This window comes from Spongiibacter taiwanensis, from assembly GCF_023702635.1.
Classification (GTDB): Bacteria; Pseudomonadota; Gammaproteobacteria; order Pseudomonadales; family Spongiibacteraceae; genus Spongiibacter; species Spongiibacter taiwanensis.
Map to the genome: position 1 here is coordinate 1,013,440 of NZ_CP098455.1, position 23,908 is coordinate 1,037,347.

Consider the following 23,908-nt stretch of genomic DNA (forward strand, 5'->3'; position numbering starts at 1 on the left):
GCTATGATTTGTTTGCTTTTGGCTAATCGCCTAACTATCGGACGCTGCAGCGCCACTGGCAGGCGCGCTTTTTTCCTTGCTGGCCTTTGGCGCGGCATCGCTGTCGCCAGCCAGATTCTTTTTGGTCCCGCCCGATTTAAAATCCGTTTCGTACCAGCCGCCCCCCTTCAATCGAAAGGCAGCCGCGGAAATCTTCTTGACCAGACTGGCTTGACGACAGGCTGGACACTCCGTCAGCGCGGCATCGCTCATTTTTTGCAATGCTTCCATTTCGTGGCCACAGGCCCCGCAAGCGTACTCGTATATCGGCATTGGAACGCCCTCAACTCAAAAAGTCCAAGTGACGCGGCCCAGGTGCGGCGATCTCGAGCAGAGCATGCCCAACCAGGACCTCAAAAAAAGGAGCGCGATTATACCCCAAAGGACAGCGGGCGAAAAATGCTTGGGCGAAAAAGGACGAGGGGATTTACTGTGGAGGGAGGGACATGCCGGGCCGCTCGGGCCCGGCAATCGCAGGAGATCAGCCTTAGGCGGCGAAATCCTTGAGCTTTTTCAGCGGACGCACCTTAACAGCAACGCTGGCGGGCTTCGCTTTGAAGGTGGTTTCCTGCCCGGTGAAGGGGTTGATGCCCTTGCGAGCCTTGGTGGCAGGCTTTTTAACGGTGGTGATTTTCATCAGGCCGGGAATGGTGAACTCACCCAGGGCGCGCTTCTTGATGCTGCGTTCAATCAAGGCCTCCAGTTCGTCCAGCACCGCAGTCACCTGTTTGCGGCTCAGCTCAGTGTTGGCAGCAATTTCATTGAGAATTTGAGTCTTGGTCATTTTCTCAGTGATTGCGGTTGCTTTCTTCTTGGGAGCGGCCTTGGCCGCAGCTTTTTTGGGAGCAGCTTTCGCAGCAGGAGCTTTCTTGGCAGCAGCCTTCTTAGGCGCAGCCGATTTCTTCGCAGCAGCTTTTTTAGTCGCCATAATTGTTTGTCCTTTACACGAGATCAGATTTTATTTGCCGAAATTCAGCAACACCCGGTGCAAGCGCGAAGCCCACAAACCACCTCCGGGACAATGCTAGCGTGTACGTATAGTCCATCAGCTACTGCAATACAAGAGTGAAACGAGCAAATCTGCGCAAATACCCTATAAAAGCCGACTTTTACCGCCACCACCAGGTTTATTGCGCCAGAATTTGAGCGGAGATATGAGCCCCAATCGGCAGTGCCGAAGTGGCCGCCGGAGAGGGGGCATTGCCAACGTGCAGGCTTCGCGGGCTGCGAACAAAATGAAAGTCATGCATTAGCTCCCCTCCCAATGTCACCGCCTGCGCGCGAACCCCAGCAGGGTGAGGATGCAGATCTTCAGGCATGATGTCCGGGCAATAGCCCTGCAATTGAAGGGCATAGCGACGTCGACTGTAAGAGTTAAGAATTTCCTGAATACCCGCAGGCCAATGTTGCCAGAGCAGCCGCCAGAAGCCCCGGAAGCGCATCATATCGACAATGTCACCAAGATCGGCATCGCCGCGATGATAGCCCTCCCGAGCCCAGGCCAACACTGCGTTGGGTCCCGCAGTAATGTCACCGCCCACCGTCAGCGTCAGATGCACCCCGAGAAAGGGCAATGCCGGATTTGGCACCGGGTAAACGAGATGATTAAGCCAGTTACTGCAGCGCGCCCCCAGGCGGTAGAACTCGCCCCGAAAGGGAATAATCTGAAAGTCGCAGGGCAAACCCATCAGCCGCACCAGGCGATCCGCCGCAAGCCCGGCGCAGTTGATCAGACGGTCGCAGCGAAGAGATGCCACCGTGGTTTCGACCGACACACCCCGGGCATCTTCATCTAACACAACAACTTTTTCGCCGCAGCGCACGCTGCCACCGGCCTGCTCAAATAGCGAAAGCAGTTTGCGAGTCACCTGGCGGTAGTCCACCACCGCCGTATCGGCAACATGTATCGCCGCACTGCCAACCAACCTGGGTTCTCGCTCCCTGAGAGCGGCACCACTGAGCCCGCTCACTTGCAAGCCATTTTCCAGCGCGCGCTGGCGAAGACTCTCCAGCGTCGCCAGCTGCGATTGGTCCCGGGCCACAATCAATTTGCCGCACTGCCGATACTTGATATCGTGCTCGTCGCAAAAGGCCAGTGTTTTCGCAAGACCTTCACGGCAAAAGCGGGCCTTTAAACTGCCGGGCGCGTAATACACCCCGGCATGGACCACACCGCTGTTATGACCACTTTGGTGCTGAGCCGGGTCGCTTTCCTTTTCCAGAATGACGATGCGCCAGTGTGGCCTCTGCTGCTGCAGATGCCAGGCGGTGGCAGCGCCGACTATCCCGGCACCAATAATGATCGCGTCGACGTGCTCTAGCTTATCTGACAGGACTGGCGCAACCCCCACTGCCACGCCAATTACGCCGGAAAACTCAGTGGCGAACCGACAGCAGCCAGTGAGCGCTGCAAGCGCGCCAACCGCTCTTCCAGGGCATCAGCCGAATAGGGCTTGGGGGGCAATGCGCCCCAAACAGGCTTTGGCCAGGCTGGGTCACCGGCGTAGCGGGCAATGTGATGCAAATGCAGCTGCGGCACCATATTACCCAATGCAGCCACGTTGAGTTTCTCGGCGCCGAACTCCTGTAGAAGAATGTGGCTGACCAGGTTGGACTCGTTCATTAATTTTGCCTGCTGGTCATCGTCGAGCTGGCAAATCTCCCGCAGCCCATCCTGACGGGGCACCAGTATCAACCAGGGATACTGACTGTCGTTCATCAGCAGCAAACGACACAGTGGCAGGTCGCCCACCACGGCGCAGTCCCGCGCCAAGGTTTGGTCCAAAGTAAACATGCTATCTCCCCCGCCCTGTACCGGGCTGACGATCAATCGTAGAATGCGCTTCTGAATTTCGCCCCATCAGAAACCCACTAAAAAGCAGGCAAAAAAATACCATGCGCGCTAGCCAGTTCCTTATCGCAACGCTTAAAGAGACCCCCGCCGACGCTGAAGTCATCAGCCATCAACTCATGTTGCGGGCAGGAATGATACGCAAGCTGGCATCGGGTCTCTACACCTGGATGCCGATGGGCCTACGCGTTTTGCGCAAGGTCGAGCGCATTGTCAGAGAAGAGATGGATCGCAGCGGCGCCCAAGAGGTGATGATGCCGGTGGTGCAGCCCGCTGAGCTGTGGCAGGAATCTGGCCGTTGGGAACAGTACGGCGCCGAACTGCTGCGCATCGGTGACCGCCACGACCGGGCTTTCTGCTTGGGCCCCACCCATGAAGAGGTGATTACCGATCTGATTCGCAATGAGATCAAGAGCTACAAGCAACTGCCCGCGAACTTCTACCAAATCCAAACCAAATTCCGCGACGAAATTCGCCCCCGTTTTGGCGTGATGCGTTCCCGAGAATTCATCATGAAAGACGCCTATTCCTTTCATAACGATCAGGAGTCACTGCAGCAAACCTACGACGTGATGCACGCCACCTACACCCGGATATTCACCCGCCTCGGCCTGGACTTCCGTCCCGTTATTGCCGACACCGGCTCCATCGGCGGCAGCGGCTCCCATGAGTTCCACGTGCTGGCGTCCTCCGGCGAGGATGATATTGCCTTCTCTGACAGCTCAGACTACGCAGCCAACGTCGAAATGGCCGAAGCCCTGGCACCCTCTGGCGACCGACCCGCTGCCAGCGCTGCCATGGAGAAAGTCGCCACCCCCGGCGCCCACACCATTGAAGAAGTGGCTGCACAGCTGAATTGCCCGGCCGCTACCATTGTGAAGACCCTGCTGGTTTACGGCGATGCCGATGAAAATGGCAAGCAAGACTTGATTGCCTTGCTGGTGCGCGGCGACCACCAGCTGAATGAAATCAAGGCAGAAAAAATCCCCGGTGTGGCCAGCCCGCTGACCTTCGCCAGCGAAGAAGATATTGCCAAAACCCTGGGCTGCAAGCCGGGCTCTATTGGCCCGGTTGGCATCGGCCTGCGCTGCATCGCCGATCGCAGCGCCGCCCACTGCGCCGATTTTGTCTGTGGCGCCAATGAAGACGGCTATCATCTGACCGGCGTCAACTGGCAGCGCGATCTTGCCGAAGCCGAAATTGCCGATTTGCGTAATGTGGTTGAGGGCGACCCCAGCCCCGACGGCAAAGGCTCCCTGCTCATCAAGCGCGGGATCGAGGTCGGCCACATCTTCCAGTTGGGCAAAAAATATTCAGAGGCCATGAAGGCCAATGTGCTCAACGAAAATGGCAAAGAGCAAACCATGATCATGGGCTGCTACGGCATCGGCGTGACCCGGGTGGTTGCCTCGGCCATTGAGCAAAATCACGATGACAAGGGCATTATTTGGCCCAACAGCATCGCCCCCTTCCAGATTGCCATCGTCCCGCTCAACTACCAGAAGTCTGAGGCGGTAAAAGCAAAATCCGATGAACTCTATGCCCAGTTGCTGGCCAGGGGCTACGACGTGATCCTCGACGATCGCAACGAGCGCCCCGGCGTTAAATTTGCCGACATCGAGTTGCTGGGTATTCCGCACCGTATTGTGGTGGGTGATCGCGGCCTTGAAAAAGGCCAACTCGAGTACAAACACCGTCCCGCCAGCGACAACCAGGATATTGCCAGCGATGAGATTCTGGCCTTTATCGATTTGCAACTGGCCGGCTAAGTGCTGGGCCGCCCTCGCGGCGCTGTATTGGCTGGTGCTGTTTGCCTCGCCGCTGGCGGCCAGCACTTTTGTTGCCGAGCAGGATCGGGCGGAGCTGCGCCAGCACCTCAAACTGGCCATCGCCAAAGCGGACAGCTTTGACGATCGTTTCGACGCGGAGGTCTGGCTGCTGGACATGTCTGGCCGCCTGCAACCCTTTATCAGCGACCCACAGCAGCGCCTCGAATTCCTGCGATTGGTTCACCGAGAGGCCAGTGCCGCCGACCTCAACCCAGAGCTGGTGTTAGCCTTGATTGAGGTGGAGAGCTACTTTGACCAGTACGCCGTGTCCCGGGTGGGCGCCCAGGGCTTGATGCAGGTGATGCCCTTCTGGAAGGCCGAGATCGGGCGGCCTGAGGATAATCTGACTCGGATGGAAACCAACCTGCGCTACGGCTGCCACATCCTTCAGTTTTACATTCAGAAAGAGTCCGGCGATCTGCGCCGGGCATTGGCCCGCTACAACGGCAGCCTCGGCAAAAACTGGTATCCCGACCGGGTGCTGCAACGCTGGCGCAAACGCTGGTATATGGGCGAACTCAGCGGTATCTAAGGGCCTGTTAGAGCCTAAAGACCCGTCACAAATCGCCTTCATGACTCAGGCTCTGCCGGTGGCGGGGGTGGAAACTGAGGCTCACGGTGCTTATCCCGATCACCGTGCTTGTCCCGCGGCGGGCCGGAGCGATCTTTGCCCTGCATTTTTTTGTCGTGCCATTTAGCGACCTCCAGGCGATTCTCCACCGGGATATGTGGCAGCACCTCAGCCAGCACCGTATGTAAGCGCCCCTTCATTTCCTCTTCCGCCGCGCGCACCGCCGCAAAGCCCGCCGCGAGCTGTTGGGGTGTGACCGACTCGGACTTCAGCAGATCGACCATCTGCCGGCGCGCCTCGCGCAAATCGCGAAAGGACTGCCGCATTTCGTCCTTCTGCTCACGCATGGCCTGGCGAATTTCGTCATTGAACTCCGTGGGGGCACCCTTCAGAAACTTGTGGTTCATCTCGCGCACCGCCCAGCGGTCGCGGCCCGATACTTTCTGGCCAACATAAATGCCAATCATCACGCCATTGACCACCAGCGACACCAGCAGCGCGATTATCAGCCCTTTGCTCCCTTTCATTCTGCGTCCTCCGACAACCAGTCGCTCACCTCATAGGTGGCGTCGCTATCAAACTCAAAACCATCCGGGTTATCCAGGGGCGCCAGCAGGCCGCCTGCGCCCAACAAAAAGCCGAGCATGACCGAGGCCAACGCCGTCGTCATGCCCATTCCCCAGGCGGAAACTTGCCAACGGTTCGACACCGGCTGAACCTGACGGCGGGAAGTCACCGCCATCAATCGCGCCTGAAAATCATCGCTGATCGCCAGTTCAGGCAGAGCGGACATCATCTGGCCGAGCTGGCGCTCCTCCGCCTGAGCGCTGGCAAGCTGACGGGCTAAATCTGCCTGGTGACACAACACCAATCGCCACAACAGGCGCCATCCGACCGGCCACCTCTTCGGCGCCCCGCCATAGTCACGTAACAGGTTTTGAAAGCGTTGATCAAAGGGCATCAAGCACTCCTCCCAATCGGGCTTTGAGCTGGGGTTTGGCGCGACTGAGCAACGACTCCACCGCTTTGGGACTGGTTTCCATAATTTCTGCAATATCCTTCACCGGCAGCCCTTGGTAATAACGAAACACCACCGCCGCACGCTGCGCCTCGGGCAGCCCCGCTAATGCCGACTCGATTCGCTGCTGGCGCTGAGCCTGATCACGCTGTTCACCGGCCGATTCGCTTTGCTCAACCTGTTCATCACTGGCGCGGACCGCCTCATCGGTGTCGACCAGGTGACGAGCCTGAAAACGCTGCCGATGGTTGAGGGCCGCATTGTGGGCAACCCGGTACAGCCAGGTAGACACCTGCGCCTTATCCTGCCATTGAGGAGCCTGAAGCCAGAGCTTCTCGAAAACCTCCTGGCAGAGGTCTTCAGCCTCCTCCTGGGACAGCACAATTCGGTAAAGCACGTTCAGCACACGCTGGGCATGCTGGTGCATCAACAGGGCAAAGGCCTGTTGATCGCCAGCAGCGAGCCGCCGCATTAATTGGCCATCAGTTACCGGCATCAATACGACGACCCTCTCCCACCATTAGCTGTCTTTATCACCTTTACCGCGCTTACCACCCTTGCCATCGCAATCTCCGCGACCGTGGTGGCGACGCATTTCGCCGCGCTCAATATTGCCATCACCATCCTTGTCGAGGTGGGCGAGCATCTTGTCTGACTGGGCTGCAAACTCCTCGGCAGACACTTTGCCGTCACCGTCGCTATCGGCGCGAGCAACCAAACCGCGCTGCTTGCGCAATTTTTCTTTGTAGGCGTCATGCTCTGTATCGGTGATGAAGCCGTCACCATCAGCATCAATCTCGCTGAATCGGCTTTGGCGATGCTCGGCAATTTCCTCTGCGCTCACGACGCCATCGCCATTGGTGTCAAAGCGCGCCATAGGCTTACCCATTCTTTCCTTCATGGGACCGGCATCGGCAGCGCCTTCTCCAGCAGCACCTTGACCAGACGCGGCATACACCGCCATCGACGCCAACAGCAGCACCGCAGTGCCAATATTTTTGGTATTCAACATAATTTCTCACTCCTGAAAACGGGGGGTTTTAACGGCCGTTATCTGTTAAACACCCCTGGAGCAAAAATCCTTCGCTGTGGTTGGCACCAGATTGCAAAATTACGCGTCGCCGAACTGATAGCGCCACACCTCATTTTCGCAGTAACTGCGATTGCGGTGGCCGGCCAGAGTATGATCGCTGGTCTCATAGCCCACATCGCCGGGGTAAAGCATGCACAACACCTCTTTTGTCTTGGCACGATGGGGCTCAATAAAGGGCGCCGCCCGGCCTCGGTAAAAATCTTTCACCGCTGCCACATCTGCGCACTGACACAACTCGGTCAAGGTGACCACCGTCGGAGGCAACATCGGCATCTCGCCCCGCTCATGACCGGCCAGAAAATAGCTGGGCACCGCCCAGATGGCCTGATCCATTTCGTCACCATCCACGGTGACCGGAGCATCGCTGCCCTCAGCCAGAAAAAACCAGGTAGCAAACCGAAAGGGATAACCGCTGGGTGTCGTCCAGTGAGACACCATGATCAGGTCGTCCAGGCCAATATCGAGGTCGGCCTCTTCCTTGGTTTCGCGCACGGCCGCTCGCATGGCACTCATCGGTTCCTCCTCCCCCAGAGGACCGTCCTCGGGGTCCATTGCGCCGCCGGGAAACACCCAAAACCCCGCGGCCGTTTTCATCTGCGGATGGCGCCTTAACAACAGAGTTTGCAGACCCTCGTCGCTGTCGCGCACCAGCACCAGCGTGGCCGCACGTTTCGCTTCTTTTTGCATGAACCTTCCTTCTTGTTGTTCTATCAAGCCCTGGTAGGTGGCCGAGCTCGCCTCCGGGATTGGCCTAAAAATCAATAACACCGACGAATTGGGCAATAGCGAAGCCACAATTAACTGCCTAGACTACAGGAAAGTCGGGGCACACGACCGGGCGAATTGGCTCCAGTGAAGGGTCGCCCACCCGGCTGACCAAAGGCGTAGCAGCCCGGACAACGGCACAACTTACGGGAGAGAATTACTCCATGACAACCCTGTCGATGATGGATCTGGCATTTTTGCTGACCGAGTCCGATGCCAGCCCCAAGCATGTGGGCGGTATGATGTTGTTCCGCAAGCCCGCCAACGCCGGCAAGGAATTTGTCCGTCGCACCGTGCGCCAATATCTCGGCGAGACCCAGGATATTCGCGCTCCCTTCAATCAGGTCATCAGCGCCGGTCTGTTCAGACCACCCCACTGGCAAACCGACTTTCACTTTAATATCGACGATCACCTGCATTTCCATCAGGTAGAGGGTGACGATTTCCGCGATGCGGTGTACGAACTGGTTGGCCAGCTGCATAGCCCCAAAATGCGCCGGGACCGGCCCATGTGGGAATTCCACGTGATCGAAGGTATCGATCCGGGCCGTTTTGCCCTCTACGTGAAAGTGCATCACGCCTATGCCGATGGCATGACCATGGCCCGCTGGCTGGCCAAATCTCTGAATACTTCGGCAACAGCCAAAACCCTGGCACCTATCTGGACCCATTTAAAACCCGGCCACAGGGCCAGGCGCGACCAACAGACCCGCCCTTTTCTGGACCACGCCATCACCGCCGCAAGCCGCTCGGGCAGCTACATGCGCGCCGCCCTCGGCCTGAGTAAACTCAGCACGCAGTTGGGCCTGGAGCTGGCAAACCTGACAAAAAACGCAGTCGCCGTGCCTTTCAAGGCGACCCCGAATACACCTTTGAATGGCCAGGTTCCCGCGGGTCGCCAGATCGCCACCGCCTCTGTGCCCATGGAGCGCATCGGTCGCCTGCGTCGGCACACCCGCTCAACGCTGAATCACATCGCCCTGACCTGCATCGATGGCGCCCTGCACCAGTACTTGCAGTCGTGCAATGCCGATATCGACCAGCCCATCACCATTCAAATGCCGGTGAATTTGCGCCAGGACGGCGACGACAGCCTGGGCAATAAAATTGGCATTGTCTTGGTGGAACTGGCGAGCAAAACCACGGACCCCTACGAGCGTCTGCGGGAAATCGGCTTCACCCTGCGCAATGTTCGTTATCAGATCGACGGCGTGCCCGCCGGCTCCATTGTCGCCTACACTATTCTGTTAGGCAGTCTGGCGCTGGTTGCTGAGACGCTAAATCTTGGTGATGTACTTCCGCCCCTAGGCCATACCCTGGTATCGAACGTGCCCGGGCCCAGTGAGGCGCTATACCTGAAAGGGGCCAGACTGGAAGAGATGTATCCGATTAGCACCCTGACACCGAACAACCACCTGAATATCACCCTGTTCAGTTACGATGGCCGCCTGCACTTTGGGCTGGTCGCCAGCTCAGCCATGCCCGATCTGGGGCGGCTGGGAGAGTATATTCACGATGCCTTCAGCGAACTTGAGCAAGCGGTTGGCTTGACGTAGCACGCAAACTGACAATAAAAGATGCCCGCGGGGCCGCAAACAGTAGGAGATTGCAAATGAGTTATTTTGTCACGGGTGGCACCGGATTTATCGGCCGGTTTTTGATCGAACGACTTAGCCGCCGGGAGGGCACGATTTATGTCCTGGTTCGCCGCGGGTCCAAGCAAAAGTACAAAGCCCTGCTGGAGAAAACAGGCCTCAGCGCCGATCGTCTGGTCGCAATCAACGGCGACCTGTCCAAGCCCAAGCTGGGCATCAGCAGCAAGGATATGGCCACCCTGAAAGGCGCCGTGAAGCACTTCTACCATCTGGCCGCGATCTACGATCTCAAAGCCGATGCAGCAAGCCAGGAGCAAGCCAACACCGAGGGCACTCGCAACGCCATCGCTGCCGCCGAAACCATGCAGGCAGGCTGTTTCCATCTGGCCAGCTCCATTGCCGCGGCCGGACTCTACCGGGGCACCTTCACAGAGGACATGTTCGAGGAGGCCACCGGCCTGAAGCACCCCTATTTTCGCACCAAACACGACTCCGAAGCCCTGGTGCGCAATGAGTGCAAACTCCCCTACCGAATTTACCGCCCCGCCATGGTGGTGGGTGACTCCAACACCGGTGAGATGGACAAGGTGGACGGCCCCTACTATTTCTTCAAGGCCATTCAGCGGCTGCGCAACAATGTGCCCGAGTGGGTGCCAATGATGGGTATCGACGGCGGCCAGATGAATATTGTGCCGGTGGATTATGTGGTTGACGCCATGGACTACCTGTCCCATCAGCCCGACCTGGATGGACGTTGCTTTCACCTGACCAACCCGCGCGGTCAGCGGCTAGGCGACGTGGTGAATATCTTCGCCCGCGCCGCCCACGCGCCCAAAATGGCAATGCGCGTTGACCCGAAACTGCTCAACAAAATGCCGTTTCGCCTGAGCAAAATGCTCGGCAAACTGCCGCCAATCCAACATCTCACCCAGGCAGCGCTGAAAGATCTGGGCATTCCCGAGGCTGCCCTGGGCTTTCTCAATATGCCCACCCGCTTTGACAGTCGCCAAACCGAAAAGGCCCTGCGCGACAGCGGCATCAGCGTGCCGCCGCTGGAGAGCTATGCGGGTAAACTGTGGGATTACTGGGAGCGCAACCTGGATGACGAACGCCGGGTAGATCGCACCCTGCAAAAACACGTTGAAGGCAAAGTCGTGGTGATTACCGGCGCCTCGTCAGGCATCGGCAAAGCGGCCGCGCTAAAACTGGCAACCGCTGGCGCCGAGGTCATCCTGGTCGCCCGCAACCTGGACAAACTCAAGGAAACCCAGCGGGAGATCGCCATTCGCGGCGGTACCAGCGTCGCCTACAGCTGCGACGTATCCGACCTGGATTCCTGTGACCAGCTGGTGGCCACGGTGCTGGAAAATCACAGCCACGTCGACGTGTTGATCAACAACGCCGGCCGCTCCATTCGCCGCTCGCTGGAGCTGACTTTCGATCGCTTCCACGACTTTGAGCGCACTATGCAACTCAATTACTTTGGCGCCATTCGCTTGATTATGGGCTTTGCTCCATCCATGCTGGCCCGACGCCAGGGGCAGATTATCAATATCTCGTCCATTGCGGTGATCGTGGGTGCCTCGCCCCGATTCTCGGCCTACTCCGCCTCAAAATCAGCGCTGGATGCCTTCTCCCGCAGCGCAGCGGCCGAGTTTTCCGATCGTAATGTGGCCTTCACCACCATCAATATGCCGTTGGTACGTACGCCCATGATTGGCCCCACCTCGATCTACAGCGCAGTGCCCACCCTGTCGCCAGATGAGGCCGCCGACATGATCGCCGACGCCATTATCGAACGGCCCAAGCGGATTGCCACCGGCCTTGGCGTGTCCATGCAGGTGCTCAATGCGGTGATGCCAAAAGCCACCGAAATCATTATGAACCGGGTGTTTCGCACCTTCCCGGATTCCGCTGCCGCCAAAGGCCAAATGGAAACCGCCCAAAAGGCCGAGGCCTCCAACGAGCAGGTCGCATTGGCCAATATGCTCAAGGGCATTCACGTTTAATCCAGCACTGTCAGACCGGGCTGGCGCCGCCAGCCCGGTCTCATCCTCCAAGCACACTCCTGCCGTACCACTCACTCCAATTCCACACCACGGTTTGCCCTTGCCGCCAGCAACAGGCAGAATTCCTTGCGCTAACAACGAAAGTCGCCGGGCCGCCATCGGACCAACTCCCCGATAACGGCGGGCGCCAGGTGCACGATGTCACTCTAGGGAAACCCTTTATGATCAGTATGATTGGTCTGATCGGCGGCTTGTTGCTGCTCACGGTATTGGCTCTGCGGGGCTGGAATCTGTTCATTGCCGCGCCCCTGTGCGCCCTGGTGGTGACGCTCACTGGCGGCATTCCCATTTTTCCCGGCGAGGGCGATCACGCCTTCGTCACCACTTATATGCAAGGCTTTTCCGGCTTTGTCGCCTCCTGGTTCCTGATGTTCCTGCTAGGCAGCCTGTTCGGCAAGTTTATGGAAGATACCGGCGCCGCAGATAGTCTCGCCCGCTGGATTATCGACAAGATCGGCATCAAGCACGCCGTCGCCGCAGTGGTAATGGCCTGTGCGGTGCTCACCTACGGCGGCGTGAGCGTGTTTGTAGTGGCGTTTTCGGTTTATCCGATGGCGCTAGGGCTGTTCAAAGATGCCAATCTGCCCCGGCGATTTATTCCCGGCGCTCTGGCCTTCGGCTCCATCACCTTCACCATGACCTCAGCCGGCTCGCCAGAAATTCAAAACTGGATTCCGGTGAAATACCTCAATACCAGCCCCTACGCGGCTTGGGAAGTAAGCGCGATTGTTGCGCTGTTTATGGCGGCGGCGGGTTTCTGGTGGATCAATCGCATGATCAGAAAGGCGGTGGCCAACGGTGAAGTATTCGAGCACCGGGAAGGCGATCCGGATATTGCCGAGCGGGACTACCCCCACCCACTCACAGGACTGCTGCCCCTGTTAGTGGTGCTGGCAACTTCCTTTTTCTTTCACGAAAGCCTGGCCCAATATGCCCTGATTCTGGCGCTGCTCGGCGGCTGCCTCACCATCATGCTGATTAATTTCCGCTACTTCCACAATATGTCCAAGGCTATCAACGAAGGCACCACCGGGGCCTTGGTCGCTATCGGCAACACCGCTGCCGTTGTTGGTTTTGGCACCATGGCTAAGGCTTCCCCTGCCTTTGCCGTGGCGGTAGACGCCATGACCGGCATACCCGGCAACGAGCTGATCGGCGCGGCAATTGCGGTCACCACCATCGCCGGACTGACCGGCTCGGCCTCCGGCGGCCTGTCCATCGCGCTGCCGGTGCTCAGCCCCTATTACCTTGATCAAGGGGTAAACCCGGATCAGTTGCATCGCATCTCGTCCATCGCCTCCGGCGCGCTGGATTCCCTGCCCCACAACGGCTACATCGTCACCACCGTTCGGGCCATCTGCGGTGAAACCCACAAGAGCGCCTACTGGCCCATCGCCGCCCTCACCATGGCGATTCCTGCAGTGGGCTTGGTTCTGGCGGTCATTTTGATGCAATGGATGTAAAGCAATCGATCTCGGGAGGCTAAGTTGAGCAACTCACCAGACATTCCTTCTTCAGAAAAACCTTCGCCAGCGGAAAAAATCTCGCTGCGCAGCAGCGACGGCCATTGGTTTAGCGCCGTCCAGGCGCTGCCACGCCAGGCCAATGGCGCAGGTTTGATTGTCATCCACGAGGCCATGGGCGTGAACCGCGGCATTGTCGATGTGGCCCAGTTTTATGCCGACCAGGGCTACCATGTGCTGGCCCCCCAGCTGTACGACCGTTTGCAAAAGGACCTGGTGCTGGATTATGACAGCAGCCTTGAGCAGCGCCTGAGCACCATCGGCAGTAGCGGCTTCACTCTGCCTCTGCTGGATATCGATACCTGCATTTACACACTGAAGGAACGCGGCTGTCAGGCGGTGGGCATTGTCGGTTTCTGCTATGGCGGCACCCTAAGCTGGCTCGCGGCCAGCAAACTGCCAGGGATAGGAGCCGCGGTGATCTACTATGGCTCAGCCATTCCAGACTTTCCGGCAGCCAAACCAAAATGTCCGAGCATCGCCCACTGGGGAAGGCAGGATGTACTGATTGGCCGCAACGCCACAGCCGCCATTGCCGAAGCAAACCCGGAAGTGACAATGTTCGAGTACGACGCGGGCCACGCCTTTAATGCCCATGACCGTCCCGAGGTATACCAGGCCGAGGCCGCCCAACTCGCCCGCCAGCGCTCGCTGACATTTTTTAACGATACCCTGATTGCGGGCTGACGCCACTGTGGGAACGAGCTATCCCCATAAAAAAAAGCCGACCTTCTCAGGCCGGCTCCATGACATCACTTGCCCCAGAATTTAATGGGTCATTCGCGGCATGTAGCTGATCCGCTCGTGCTGCTGCAAACCCATCAGCTCACGAAAGGCGGCGTGCCGCAAATGGATCAGGTGACGGTGGTCGCCGCTCTCTAAATAAACATCCTCCTCACCATCGAGCTCATCATCCCAAACCACCGACATGCCATAGACCTGCCCCAGGGCCGGCACCGCACCGGGCTCACAGTCATCGAACAGGGCGCTCAGCTCATCCTCTGTCGCCAGCCGAAAACGCCCGCCCAGCCAGCTGTTGAACTGCTCCAACATCAAACGCTTATTGGCGGGAATCACGCACATCCTGAAGCACTCGCCATCGTGGAGTATCACCGCTTTGGCCAGCGCCGCAGGCGGTACCCGGGCCCGGTGGGCGGTATCCATGCTGGTTTTGCTAAAGGGGTGTTCCAGTAGATCGTAACTCACTCCCACCTTGCGCAGATGGGCTTCAATTCTTGGGGCAACGGACATGGTGGCATCCTCCCAGGGTTGCGAATAGAGCCTGCCCAGCGCAGGCGGCGCGCTGGGCGTCCCTTTCAATATAGGAGGGAGTGATTTTTCTGTCTAAGAATTGATCAGGCTAAAGAAGCAAGGCCTTTAAACCCAGGGTTTATAACGATTTAGATCAGCTACAAAGTCTCATGCAGCTGGGGCAGCAACACGCGTTGACGACTACCGGGGCTTGACCCTCGAGAAAAATACTGTACAAATAAACAGCATTTTGAGGTCTAAGGAATTTGCCATGCAGCCGCCCGCGATGATCAGAGGCCGCGGCGCCACTCAGAACGCCGAGGGCCGCTTCGCCATCAACCGGATTGAGCTCGACGCTGACGGCCAACCTCTGCGCCACCCTCAGACCGAGATTCGCAGCGAGCAGGCAAAACGACTGATCAATCGCATCACTTCGCCGGATGTACCGTCTAATCTGTCGATCAACCCCTACCGCGGATGTGAGCACGGCTGCGTGTATTGCTTTGCCCGGCCCAGTCACAGCTACCTGGACCTGTCGCCAGGCTTGGATTTTGAAACCAAGCTCACCGCCAAAACCAATGCGGTCGAGTGCTTTGCGCGAGAGCTCAGCAAACCCGGCTATCGCTGCGAAAGCATTTCGCTGGGCATCAACACCGATGCTTACCAGCCAATGGAGCGCCAGCTTGGTTTGACGCGCCAGCTGCTGGAAGTTGCTCTGGCGTTTAATCAGCCCATGTCGATCATTACCAAGAGCACGCTGATATTGCGCGATGCCGACCTCCTCGAAGCAATGGCCCGGCGGCGATTGATACATATAGCGGTGAGCATTACCACGCTGGACAGTGAGCTAAAGCGCATCCTGGAGCCTAGAACCGCCGCGGGCGATGCGCGCCTGCGGGTCGTGCGAGAGCTGAGTGGGCGAGACATTCCCGTTAGCGTGATGGTCGCGCCGGTCATTCCCCTCATCAACGACAAGGAAATGGAGCTCATTCTGATGGCAGCCGCCGAGGCCGGCGCGAAGGACGCATCCTACATTCTGCTGCGCTTACCCCATGAACTGCAGCAGATCTTTGTAGACTGGCTTTACCAGCACTTTCCCCAGCGAGCAGGACACGTTATCAAGCGTATTGAAGATATGCGTGGCGGGCGACTCTACCAGAGCGAGTTTGGTGAGCGCATGCGAGGCAGCGGCATCTTTGCCGAATTACTGACCCAGCGTTTCAACCTGGCATACCGTAAGGCGGGTTTTGACCCCGCCGGAATACCGCCGCTGGATTGCAGTCAGTTCAAGGTGCCGAGCCAGCCGGGTGATCAACTTTCCTTGCTGTAATCGCCGATGCAAGAGCCAATTTAAGAGAAAATATGGCCACGAACTATTTGAGGCTGGCAAGGGGGACGCGCACCTCGCGCCGAACAACACCGCTGGCATCACGAAGCTGAAGCGCGATTTCGGCGTCAGCGCCCTGACCGCGCACTGCAACAAAGCCAAAATTGTCAGCCAGCAAATTGGTTCCCGCTACGCGCAGCGCGTTGCTTTCTTTGGCCGCTGGACTGGCCGCACCCATCGCCGAGTTCAGCCCGCTGGAGGTCACTTCATAGAGTGGGTAGCCGACCACCGAGCTGTCGAGTTTGGAGATTTCACCGAGGTGACGGTCGCCGCTCAAAATCACCACCCCCGCGGCCTGATGCTGATCTATCAGCGCAAACAGGCGTTGCCGCTCCGCGGGAAAGTTCGCCCACTTTTCGAAGCAGTGCTCATCGGGCAACACTTGAATACTGGACACCAGCAAACGCAGGTCGGCAGGCTTGCCCAACTGCGTTCCAAGCCACCGCCATTGGTCGTCCCCCAATATTGATGCGCCCGGATCAGTCTCGGGAATCAGTCCGGTAGGGGCACAGGCCTGCTTGGTTTCGGCGTACCTCAAAGGGCTGCGAAAACTGCGAGTATCGAGCAGAATCACCTGAACCCGCAGCCCGGCCACCGACAGGAAACGGCTGTGGTACACGCCTCGACCCAGACCATCACCCAACTCCAACAAGTTCAGATTGAAAAAGTCGGCAAACTCCTCTCTGGATTGCCGTTGATAGGGGTAGTCTTTGCCACCATCGTTCTCGCCATAATCGTGGTCATCCCAGGTGGCCATCAGGCTCAAGCCGCGCTGGTCTGCCTGCTTGCGAAAGGCAGCAAATTGCGGTGCCAGACTCAAATCCTGATAGGCCGCGGCGATGTTGGTTGGCGGCGGCACCTGGCGATAGGGGCCGACATCGCTGTAAACGTTGTCACCCATAAAAATAAAACCGGACGCACCGCTCGCCAGCACAGACTGCCACACCGGCTGGGGTTGCCACTGGCGCAGGCAGGAGCCAAAGGCCAGGCCGCCATTAAACTGATCGACAGGGACGGTCTCAGCAGGAGATTGACTGCCCTGTCTAGGGCCGCCGCCAGCACAGGCCACCAGCATAACCAACAGCGCTGACACAACAACTTTTGAATAAGACGTCACAAGCTTTCTCCAATTCTCAGGGCATTTCTGACGACCAGCCAACATGTTACCGCCGCGAAATGACAAGCTTAAGACGGCAGCGCCAGTGCCCCAAGGGCAGCAAAACCCAGCACCAGAATCCATACTGGCAACACCGCCCTGCGCAGCAGGACAAAGCCGAACACAACGCACAGTGCCGAGAGCACATTCCATTGGATTTCCAGCTGTACCAGGTTTATCCAGGCCGCCATCAGCAACCCTACCGCACCGGCATTGACCCCGCCGATAAAGGCCTTGGCTCGAGGCCGCGCGCTGAGCTGAGTCCAGCTGGGTTGAATAGTCAGCAGCAACAAAAAACCCGGCAAAAACAGGCCCGCACAGGCCACCAGCGCGCCAAGCACGGGGGCGCTCTGCCACATTTGCGCCCCCAAAAAACTGGCAAGGGAAAACATGGGGCCGGGCACTGCCTGGGCAGCGCTGTAGCCGGTGAGGAAGGTATCATGATCCAGTCCGGACAGCAGATTTTGCAGCAAGGGCAGCACCACATGTCCGCCGCCAAATACCATACTGCCGGCAACATAAAACTGACTGAAAAGGTGCCAGGGGAAGATCAGGCTAAGCCCTAGCAAGGTGACAAACGTCAAACCAAAGCTCAGCACCTCAGGCCCCATGGTCAACCGGGCAGCCACTGCGCCACCATCGGTTGGCCGCGCCGCCATGACCAGACCGCCCAGCATCAACACGACAAGCTGCAACAGCGGCTGATTGCTCAGCAGCAATGCGCCGGCAGCAACAAGGCTGATCGCCCAGGCCATCCAGCTCACGCAAAACTGCTTTGACATGGTCAGCACCGCATCAGCCACCACCACCGCAGCCAGCAGTTTCAAGCCGCTGACCATGCCGCCATTGAGCAAACCAAAGCGTTGCCCGGCTACCGCCAGCAGTAGCATTAACAAGAAAGATGGCAGGGTGAAGCCAAGGAAAGCGGCCACGCCGCCAGCGAGCTGACCGCGATGACAGCCGATCGCAAAACCCAGTTGACTGGAGCTAGGCCCCGGCAGGAACTGACACAGGGCCAGCTTGGCGGCAAACTCCTCTGAGCTCAGCCAGGCCTTTTGATCGACAAAAACCCGACGAAAATAGCCGATATGGGCTGCCGGGCCGCCGAAGCTAACGCAGCCCAGATAGAGAAATTGACGAAAAATATCCAGCAACACCGAAGGCGCTCCATGCTAAACCCACTCACACAAGTATAAATCGGGGACTTACCGGGTTAACACTTTGCCACATGCCTTCGACGACAACAGCGGCGGGAGTTGCGTTAACACGGCCGTGCTAACGCATTGCTCGGCGCGAGTTTAGACCGGACGACGCTTGGCCTTTGTCACCGGACTAAAACCATCACCGGCCGGGGATTTTGGCTTTTTCTTCTTCACAGGTGCACTCTTGCTGGCGGGCGCTTTGCTGGCCAACTTTTTCTGGCCAGCCGGCCTGGCTGCACTCTTGGTACCGGGGCTCTTGCCACCTGCCCCCTTGGCATAACCCGGCTTGCCGGCACCGGCTTTATGGGCCGGCTTCCTGCCTTTGCCGCGATGGCCTTTGTCCGGGGCTGCGCCGCCCTCGTAAACGCTGGCGCGCAGTGCCTGTCCGGCCACCCATACCGATTGCAGATCTTCCAGCAGTTCGGGGCCCAGGTCAGCGGGGAGCTCAACAGTGCTGAAGTCCCGGAACAGCTGAATGCGACCAATCGCCTGACCGGTCAGACCGGTCTCATTGGCAATGGCGCCAAGAATGTTACCGGCACTGGCACCGTGGTCGCGCCCAACCTCCAGGCGATAGCACTGCACGGGACCTGGCACACCGCGCTGGGTGACATCTTTGTCGGCAATCTGCCGGCTCGGCTCAGGGGTTAAAAACAGGGGTTTGTCATCCTGGGCGAGAATCGCCAGCGCCGCCGCCATGTCCAACGGCGCCACATCTTCACGCTGGGCAAAATCGGCGAGCAGCGATTGATAGGCGGGCAGATGCCGGGATTGCAGAGCCTCCTGAATCCGCTGCAGAAAGCGATCCTGGCGCAGCGCATTAATGTTTTCAGCACTGGGCAGCGCCATTTCCTGAATGCTTTGTCGGGTGGCCTTTTCAATGCTGTACAGCATGCGTTTTTCACGGGGGGCAACAAACAGAATCGCGTCCCCGGAGCGGCCGGCCCGGCCCGTGCGGCCAACCCGGTGCACGTAGGCCTCGGTATCGTTGGGAATATCATAGTTAATGACATGGCTGACCCGCTCGACATCCAGGCCCCGGGCAACCACATCCGTGGCCACCAGAATATCGAGCTTGCCCGAGCGCAGCTGATCCACCGTGCGCTCGCGCTGGGCCTGGGCCACATCCCCGTTCAGGGGCGCAGCGGCAAAGCCACGGGCCTGGAGCTTTTCTGCCAGCTCGGTGGTCTGCACCTTGGTGCGCACGAAAATGATCATGCCATCGAAGGGCTCAGCCTCCAGAATGCGGGTCAGGGCATCGAGCTTATTCATGCCCTTGGCCAGCCAGTAGCGTTGGCGAATGGTGACCGCCGTGGTGGTTTGGGTCTGAATGGTGACCTGCTCGGGTTCATTCAAATAGGTGTTGGCAATCCGCCGGATGGCCGGTGGCATCGTCGCCGAAAACAAGGCAATCTGACGCTGCTCTGGCACCGACGACAAAATCCATTCCACGTCATCGATAAACCCCATACGCAGCATTTCATCGGCCTCATCCAGCACCAGATGACTGAGCGAGTCGAGGGACAATGTGCCCCGACGCATGTGATCCATGACCCGGCCGGGGGTGCCCACAATCACCTGCACCCCGCGCTTTAAGGCCTGTAATTGGCCGCGGTAATCCGCACCGCCATAAATCGGCAGCACCTGAAAACCCGACAACTTGCTGGCGTAGGTCTGCATGGCCTCGGCCACCTGAATGGCCAGCTCCCGGGTCGGTGTCAGTACCAGGGCCTGAACCCGCCGTTTGGACACATCCAGACAGGACAACACTGGCAACGCAAAAGCAGCGGTTTTGCCGGTACCGGTCTGGGCTTGGCCCAGAACATCACGCCCCGCCAATAACAGCGGAATCGTGGCGGCCTGGATGGGTGAAGGGGTTTCATATCCCACTGCTTTGACGGCGGCCAGGACCTCGGCGCGCAGATTCAAAGAGTCAAAGGAAATGTCGCCGGAGGCGGCGGATTCAGAAGCAGGGGACATGAGAGATTCCATGAAAATGCTGGCGCGCAGAACGTTGCGAGAACATGCCAGAGGTGTGAGACAAAAACGACCCGCAAGTATACTCCTTCATGCCGCTAAAAGCCCTCGTTTCCCAGGATGTTTGCGGTACTATTAACCAGGCAGTTGAATAGATCTCCTGTCTATTTCATTGCGCGCCTTCAACAGGCTGGCGGAAGTATGCGAACTTCCTTGTATTTTAAAGGCTTGCATTGGTCTGCTGGCCAATGGCGGCAGCCGTGAGCGATTAGCAGAGCTTGGCTGCGCCCCAAAGGCTTTACAGCGAGGCCCAGCGCAGCATCATGCAAGCCCAGAGCAGATAGGCAACCAGCGCGGCCGGATAGGCCTTTTCACCAATTTCGCTGCCGAGCAGCCGCTGTTGACTGGCGTACACCAGCGCAGCCGCCACCAGTGCCTGCAGGGACATCTGACCTGCCGCCTCGGGCCAACTGTACAACCGGCCATCCACATGAAAGGGAAAGATCGCGGTGACCAGCAGCCCAAGCGAATTGAGCAAGCCAAAAACCAGCACCACGCGATACTGCCATTTTGCGGATTTTGACTCCGTCACATGCTCTCCACTCATATAATTCTTCCGACAACCCCGCCACTAAGCGAACACTACGCCACATACAAGTACACGGTAAAGAAATGGCAGACGCTGCCGAGCAGCACCATCAAATGCCAGATGCCGTGAAAGTGACGCACTTTCTTGTCCAGCACGTAGAAAATAATGCCAAAGGTATAAGCCAGCCCACCCGCCAGCAACAGGGTAAAGCCACCCTCCGGTAACGCGGCGATTAACGGTTTGATCAATACCAGCGACAGCCAGCCCATCAGCAGATAAATGATAATGGCCCACAACCGGCGGTGTGATTTGGGAAATGACTCGACGATCATTCCGACCGCCGCCAGGCCCCAGATGGTGCCAAACATCCACCACCCCAGCGAGCCCCGGAGGCTGACCAATAGAAAGGGCGTATAGGTCCCGGCAATGAGCAAATAAATCGCCAGATGATCCAGCTGCCGAAAAAGCGCTTTTCGGGGCCCACGAGTGCTGTGATAAAGGGTCGAAAAAAGATACAGAAGGAAAAGTGACGCGCTATAGACGGCAAAGCTGACGCCTTTCCAGACGTCGCCCTCTGTCAGCGCGGGAATGACCAGAGCGACACCGCCAATGATCGCGGCGATCGCACCCAGCAGATGGGTCAGACTGTTTAGCCGTTCACCTTTGTACACTGTGGCTCACTCATGTCGACGCCAGCCGCAGGTCAAGGCAATCAGGCCGACTCTCTGAGCGGACTCGCGCCCTCGAAGAGCACCTCGACGTGGCTCGCTCCGTTGGTGCTAATCACCTTACGGATTCGGATACTCCCCAGTCGCCCGTCCCGAAGGCGGATGCGGTAATCCTTACCGGCCAGCCCCTCGGTAAAATCCAGCTGGGTCTTTCGATGCAGGTGCAAACACCCGCTCCAATGGGCGAAATTAGCGTCACTGCTGATGTATACCGGCACATCTGCAAGCAACTCCTCGTCGTCGCAAATCACGCTGCCATGAGTCAAATCCATTGACCATCCTCCGTCTTGCATAGGGACCTAGCGCAACCTTCCTGGTTATTGCCCGCTTGATAAGCACTGCCACATTGTAAACCAGCACGCCCGAATCACCATGGGTGATTTCTAGCGGCGGCTCCCACTTTAGCTACTCCCTAGCGACTAGGTGGGACAAAGAATGCGACAGGCCCCTTTGGCCTAAGTTCCCGCAAAGCGGGAGATTGACACACCACCGACCGGGAGGGTCGGCCATTATTATTGCTTTTGTCTTATCAACGCCGGTTTTGCGGCGCGTGTTGTTCGTGGTTTACCGCACTGCCGACCGCGGCGGCCAACCGTTCAGAAGTGCCGGGCAGCACCCCCATCTCTTTTGATTGTCTACCCCTTCCCCGGACCATGCAATATCCGAAATGTGTCATTAGGGCATTTTTATGACGCCCCAAAATAGATCACCCTGCGGTTGGCAGTCGCCGCTTGGCAACTTATTATCCTCCCAATAGTCCCAGCCACGATAACGATACAGGGAAGGAGACACTTTGCTAGCCGAAAGCGGACTTACCGCCCTGTTTGGCGGGCTGGAAAACAACATCGGCGCCCTGATGGCCCTCGTCTACGGCCTAATATCACTGCTTGGCATCGTATCGGCCCTGGAGGCGATTCTAAAAACCCGCACCGCCCAGGGTGCGGTGGCCTGGGCCATTGTGCTGGTGGTCCTGCCGGTGGTGTTTGTTCCCCTGTACTGGATATTCGGCCGCCGCAAATTTCGCGGCTACGCCATGGCCAAACGCAGCGCCAATGCCGAGATCGCCCGACTGTCACACCAGCTGAGCAACGCCTTTGACGAAATGCCGCCGCAGACCCGCGATGATAGTCGCCTGGCGAGCCTGGCCCAATTGGCGGCACTGCCCACCTCCGGGGGGAACAGCGCCGAGTTGCTCATTGACGGCGACCGGGCCTTCGCCAATATGTTTGCCCACATCCGCAATGCCAAGGAGTACGTGCTGCTCGAGTACTACATCATTCGGGAGGATCGTATCGGCAGCGAATTGGCCAACCTTCTACTAGAGAAGGCCGCCGAAGGCGTTGCGATTTATTGCATCTACGATGAGATCGGCAGCTTCCAGCTGTCCCGGGGCTTTATTCAACGACTCCGAGACGGCGGCATCCACATCACGCCCTTTAACAGCACCAAAGGCCTGGGCAATCGGCTCCAGCTCAATTTTCGCAACCACCGCAAAATTCTGGTGGTGGATGGCAAATACGCCTGTGTGGGAGGGATGAATGTCGGCGACGAATACCGGCATCACCATCCCCGCCTGAGCCCATGGCGTGATACCAGCCTGGGCATCACCGGTCCGGCGGTGCAGGCGGTGCAGCTCGCCTTTGCCGAAGACTGGTACTGGGCCTGTGAAACCCTACCACCGCTCAACTGGACACTGGCCAAAAGCAGCAAAGCCAATTACGACGGGCTGATTCTTGCCACCGGTCCGGCTGACTCCATGGACAGCTGCGCGCTGATGTTTATCGACCTGATCCACAATGCCAAAGACCGGCTGTGGATCGTTAGCCCCTATTTTGTGCCGGATGCCCCGGTCATTATGGCCCTGCAACTGGCCGCCCTCAGGGGAGTCGACGTCAAAATCATGCTGCCCAGAAACCCGGACAAGCTCATCATTCAGTTGTCGTCCTACTCGGCAATTCGAGAAACCATGGCGATGGGGGTTCAGTTTTACTACTACCAAAAAGGATTCCTTCACCAAAAGGTCCTGTTGGTGGACAATGATCTGGCCATGGTCGGCACCGCCAACCTGGACAATCGCTCCTTCCGCCTCAACTTCGAAATCTGCGCCTTGTTCCGCGATCGTGAGTTCGCGGCAGAAATGGAAGCGATGCTAACCGAAGACCTCGGTGCCTGCCGTCAGCTACTGCCCAGGGAGGTGTCGAGCTGGGGATTTTTGCGCCGCCTGCTCAGCCGCTGCGCCTATCTGTTCGCGCCACTACAATGATG

Annotated in this window: 24 protein-coding genes; 8 read left to right on the forward strand and 16 right to left on the reverse strand. The window is 58.2% G+C overall.

All coding sequences use genetic code 11. From position 1 onward, the window contains the following. Window positions 1-30: 30 nt before the first annotated feature. From NCG89_RS04750 to NCG89_RS04765, 4 genes are all read right to left on the reverse strand, one after another. A complete protein-coding gene (locus tag NCG89_RS04750) occupies window positions 31-312 on the reverse strand; it encodes an FmdB family zinc ribbon protein (RefSeq protein ID WP_251088623.1) in 282 nt (93 codons plus the stop codon). 214 nt (window positions 313-526) lie between these two features. Further along, complete coding sequence (locus NCG89_RS04755) at window positions 527-967, reverse strand: HU family DNA-binding protein (protein ID WP_251088624.1); 441 nt, start codon at window positions 965-967, stop codon at window positions 527-529. A 199-nt stretch (window positions 968-1,166) separates the two neighbouring features. Then, window positions 1,167-2,390: an L-2-hydroxyglutarate oxidase gene (gene lhgO / locus NCG89_RS04760; protein ID WP_251088625.1), complete on the reverse strand. Its 1,224-nt coding sequence runs from the start codon at window positions 2,388-2,390 to the stop codon at window positions 1,167-1,169. A gap of 11 nt (window positions 2,391-2,401) precedes the next feature. After that, window positions 2,402-2,833, reverse strand: coding sequence for an HIT domain-containing protein (locus NCG89_RS04765; RefSeq protein WP_251088626.1), 432 nt, complete (start codon window positions 2,831-2,833; stop codon window positions 2,402-2,404). 101 nt (window positions 2,834-2,934) lie between these two features. Between NCG89_RS04765 and NCG89_RS04770 the strand changes: the two genes are divergently transcribed. Together NCG89_RS04770 and NCG89_RS04775 are read left to right on the forward strand one after the other, a co-directional pair. Next, window positions 2,935-4,659: a proline--tRNA ligase gene (locus NCG89_RS04770; protein ID WP_251088627.1), complete on the forward strand. Its 1,725-nt coding sequence runs from the start codon at window positions 2,935-2,937 to the stop codon at window positions 4,657-4,659. Next, entirely contained in the window at window positions 4,619-5,251 is a 633-nt protein-coding gene (locus NCG89_RS04775) for a transglycosylase SLT domain-containing protein (RefSeq protein ID WP_251088628.1), read from the forward strand. Before NCG89_RS04770 ends, NCG89_RS04775 begins: the two co-directional genes overlap by 41 nt. Window positions 5,252-5,289: 38 nt before the next feature. Here NCG89_RS04775 and NCG89_RS04780 read toward each other — a convergent pair whose 3' ends face one another. The 5 genes from NCG89_RS04780 to NCG89_RS04800 form a co-directional block, all read right to left on the reverse strand. Beyond that, on the reverse strand, window positions 5,290-5,817 hold the full coding sequence (locus tag NCG89_RS04780) for a periplasmic heavy metal sensor (protein ID WP_251088629.1): 528 nt from the start codon (window positions 5,815-5,817) through the stop codon (window positions 5,290-5,292). Beyond that, entirely contained in the window at window positions 5,814-6,251 is a 438-nt protein-coding gene (locus tag NCG89_RS04785; RefSeq protein ID WP_251088630.1) for a hypothetical protein, read from the reverse strand. Before NCG89_RS04785 ends, NCG89_RS04780 begins: the two co-directional genes overlap by 4 nt. After that, window positions 6,241-6,804 (reverse strand): RNA polymerase sigma factor, encoded by a 564-nt coding sequence (locus NCG89_RS04790; RefSeq protein WP_251088631.1) that lies wholly within the window; start codon window positions 6,802-6,804, stop codon window positions 6,241-6,243. Before NCG89_RS04790 ends, NCG89_RS04785 begins: the two co-directional genes overlap by 11 nt. Window positions 6,805-6,828: 24 nt before the next feature. After that, window positions 6,829-7,320: an EF-hand domain-containing protein gene (locus tag NCG89_RS04795; RefSeq protein WP_251088632.1), complete on the reverse strand. Its 492-nt coding sequence runs from the start codon at window positions 7,318-7,320 to the stop codon at window positions 6,829-6,831. Between the two features lie 99 nt (window positions 7,321-7,419). Continuing rightward, on the reverse strand, window positions 7,420-8,088 hold the full coding sequence (locus tag NCG89_RS04800) for an NUDIX hydrolase (RefSeq protein ID WP_251088633.1): 669 nt from the start codon (window positions 8,086-8,088) through the stop codon (window positions 7,420-7,422). 242 nt (window positions 8,089-8,330) lie between these two features. Here NCG89_RS04800 and NCG89_RS04805 point away from each other — a divergent pair, with 242 nt between their 5' ends. The 4 genes from NCG89_RS04805 to NCG89_RS04820 all read left to right on the forward strand — a co-directional run bounded on the left by NCG89_RS04805 (window position 8,331) and on the right by NCG89_RS04820 (window position 14,040). Beyond that, a complete protein-coding gene (locus NCG89_RS04805; protein WP_251088634.1) occupies window positions 8,331-9,722 on the forward strand; it encodes a wax ester/triacylglycerol synthase family O-acyltransferase in 1,392 nt (463 codons plus the stop codon). A 56-nt stretch (window positions 9,723-9,778) separates the two neighbouring features. Further along, window positions 9,779-11,770, forward strand: coding sequence for an SDR family oxidoreductase (locus tag NCG89_RS04810; protein WP_251088635.1), 1,992 nt, complete (start codon window positions 9,779-9,781; stop codon window positions 11,768-11,770). 221 nt (window positions 11,771-11,991) lie between these two features. Beyond that, complete coding sequence (locus NCG89_RS04815; RefSeq protein ID WP_251088636.1) at window positions 11,992-13,293, forward strand: GntP family permease; 1,302 nt, start codon at window positions 11,992-11,994, stop codon at window positions 13,291-13,293. A gap of 24 nt (window positions 13,294-13,317) precedes the next feature. Further along, entirely contained in the window at window positions 13,318-14,040 is a 723-nt protein-coding gene (locus NCG89_RS04820) for a dienelactone hydrolase family protein (protein ID WP_251088637.1), read from the forward strand. 81 nt (window positions 14,041-14,121) lie between these two features. On the opposite strand, the gene NCG89_RS04825 is transcribed toward NCG89_RS04820, so the two are convergent. After that, window positions 14,122-14,604, reverse strand: a complete 483-nt coding sequence (locus tag NCG89_RS04825; protein ID WP_251088638.1) for an aminoacyl-tRNA deacylase — start codon at window positions 14,602-14,604, stop codon at window positions 14,122-14,124. Between the two features lie 271 nt (window positions 14,605-14,875). Here NCG89_RS04825 and NCG89_RS04830 point away from each other — a divergent pair, with 271 nt between their 5' ends. Then, on the forward strand, window positions 14,876-15,934 hold the full coding sequence (locus tag NCG89_RS04830) for a PA0069 family radical SAM protein (RefSeq protein ID WP_251088639.1): 1,059 nt from the start codon (window positions 14,876-14,878) through the stop codon (window positions 15,932-15,934). 43 nt (window positions 15,935-15,977) lie between these two features. Here NCG89_RS04830 and NCG89_RS04835 read toward each other — a convergent pair whose 3' ends face one another. The 6 genes from NCG89_RS04835 to NCG89_RS04860 all read right to left on the reverse strand — a co-directional run bounded on the left by NCG89_RS04835 (window position 15,978) and on the right by NCG89_RS04860 (window position 21,915). Beyond that, a complete protein-coding gene (locus NCG89_RS04835) occupies window positions 15,978-17,108 on the reverse strand; it encodes an alkaline phosphatase D family protein (RefSeq protein WP_251088640.1) in 1,131 nt (376 codons plus the stop codon). Between the two features lie 68 nt (window positions 17,109-17,176). Further along, window positions 17,177-18,304, reverse strand: coding sequence for a chromate efflux transporter (gene chrA, locus NCG89_RS04840; RefSeq protein ID WP_251088641.1), 1,128 nt, complete (start codon window positions 18,302-18,304; stop codon window positions 17,177-17,179). A gap of 141 nt (window positions 18,305-18,445) precedes the next feature. Next, the gene (locus tag NCG89_RS04845) at window positions 18,446-20,329 is read right to left on the reverse strand and encodes a DEAD/DEAH box helicase (RefSeq protein ID WP_251088642.1); all 1,884 of its coding nucleotides are present in this window, start codon (window positions 20,327-20,329) and stop codon (window positions 18,446-18,448) included. A 295-nt stretch (window positions 20,330-20,624) separates the two neighbouring features. After that, window positions 20,625-20,918, reverse strand: a complete 294-nt coding sequence (locus NCG89_RS04850; RefSeq protein ID WP_251088643.1) for a hypothetical protein — start codon at window positions 20,916-20,918, stop codon at window positions 20,625-20,627. Between the two features lie 50 nt (window positions 20,919-20,968). Then, window positions 20,969-21,586 (reverse strand): PAQR family membrane homeostasis protein TrhA, encoded by a 618-nt coding sequence (trhA, locus tag NCG89_RS04855; RefSeq protein WP_251088644.1) that lies wholly within the window; start codon window positions 21,584-21,586, stop codon window positions 20,969-20,971. 41 nt (window positions 21,587-21,627) lie between these two features. Further along, on the reverse strand, window positions 21,628-21,915 hold the full coding sequence (locus NCG89_RS04860; RefSeq protein WP_251088645.1) for a hypothetical protein: 288 nt from the start codon (window positions 21,913-21,915) through the stop codon (window positions 21,628-21,630). 521 nt (window positions 21,916-22,436) lie between these two features. Here NCG89_RS04860 and cls point away from each other — a divergent pair. Then, window positions 22,437-23,906, forward strand: a complete 1,470-nt coding sequence (gene cls / locus NCG89_RS04865) for a cardiolipin synthase (protein ID WP_251088646.1) — start codon at window positions 22,437-22,439, stop codon at window positions 23,904-23,906. Window positions 23,907-23,908: the final 2 nt, after the last annotated feature.

Bases quoted from the DNA above. Each gene is read 5' to 3' on its own strand.
- NCG89_RS04825 (WP_251088638.1), bottom strand. From the start codon at position 14,604: ATGTCCGTTGCCCCAAGAATTGAAGCCCATCTGCGCAAGGTGGGAGTG.
- NCG89_RS04815 (WP_251088636.1), top strand. From the start codon at position 11,992: ATGATCAGTATGATTGGTCTGATCGGCGGCTTGTTGCTGCTCACGGTA.
- NCG89_RS04750 (WP_251088623.1), bottom strand. From the start codon at position 312: ATGCCGATATACGAGTACGCTTGCGGGGCCTGTGGCCACGAAATGGAA.
- NCG89_RS04765 (WP_251088626.1), bottom strand. From the start codon at position 2,833: ATGTTTACTTTGGACCAAACCTTGGCGCGGGACTGCGCCGTGGTGGGC.
- NCG89_RS04860 (WP_251088645.1), bottom strand. From the start codon at position 21,915: ATGGATTTGACTCATGGCAGCGTGATTTGCGACGACGAGGAGTTGCTT.
- NCG89_RS04800 (WP_251088633.1), bottom strand. From the start codon at position 8,088: ATGCAAAAAGAAGCGAAACGTGCGGCCACGCTGGTGCTGGTGCGCGAC.
- NCG89_RS04770 (WP_251088627.1), top strand. From the start codon at position 2,935: ATGCGCGCTAGCCAGTTCCTTATCGCAACGCTTAAAGAGACCCCCGCC.
- NCG89_RS04790 (WP_251088631.1), bottom strand. From the start codon at position 6,804: ATGCCGGTAACTGATGGCCAATTAATGCGGCGGCTCGCTGCTGGCGAT.
- NCG89_RS04780 (WP_251088629.1), bottom strand. From the start codon at position 5,817: ATGAAAGGGAGCAAAGGGCTGATAATCGCGCTGCTGGTGTCGCTGGTG.
- NCG89_RS04830 (WP_251088639.1), top strand. From the start codon at position 14,876: ATGCAGCCGCCCGCGATGATCAGAGGCCGCGGCGCCACTCAGAACGCC.
- NCG89_RS04775 (WP_251088628.1), top strand. From the start codon at position 4,619: ATGAGATTCTGGCCTTTATCGATTTGCAACTGGCCGGCTAAGTGCTGG.
- NCG89_RS04805 (WP_251088634.1), top strand. From the start codon at position 8,331: ATGACAACCCTGTCGATGATGGATCTGGCATTTTTGCTGACCGAGTCC.
- NCG89_RS04810 (WP_251088635.1), top strand. From the start codon at position 9,779: ATGAGTTATTTTGTCACGGGTGGCACCGGATTTATCGGCCGGTTTTTG.
- NCG89_RS04785 (WP_251088630.1), bottom strand. From the start codon at position 6,251: ATGCCCTTTGATCAACGCTTTCAAAACCTGTTACGTGACTATGGCGGG.
- NCG89_RS04845 (WP_251088642.1), bottom strand. From the start codon at position 20,329: ATGTCCCCTGCTTCTGAATCCGCCGCCTCCGGCGACATTTCCTTTGAC.
- NCG89_RS04795 (WP_251088632.1), bottom strand. From the start codon at position 7,320: ATGTTGAATACCAAAAATATTGGCACTGCGGTGCTGCTGTTGGCGTCG.
- NCG89_RS04755 (WP_251088624.1), bottom strand. From the start codon at position 967: ATGGCGACTAAAAAAGCTGCTGCGAAGAAATCGGCTGCGCCTAAGAAG.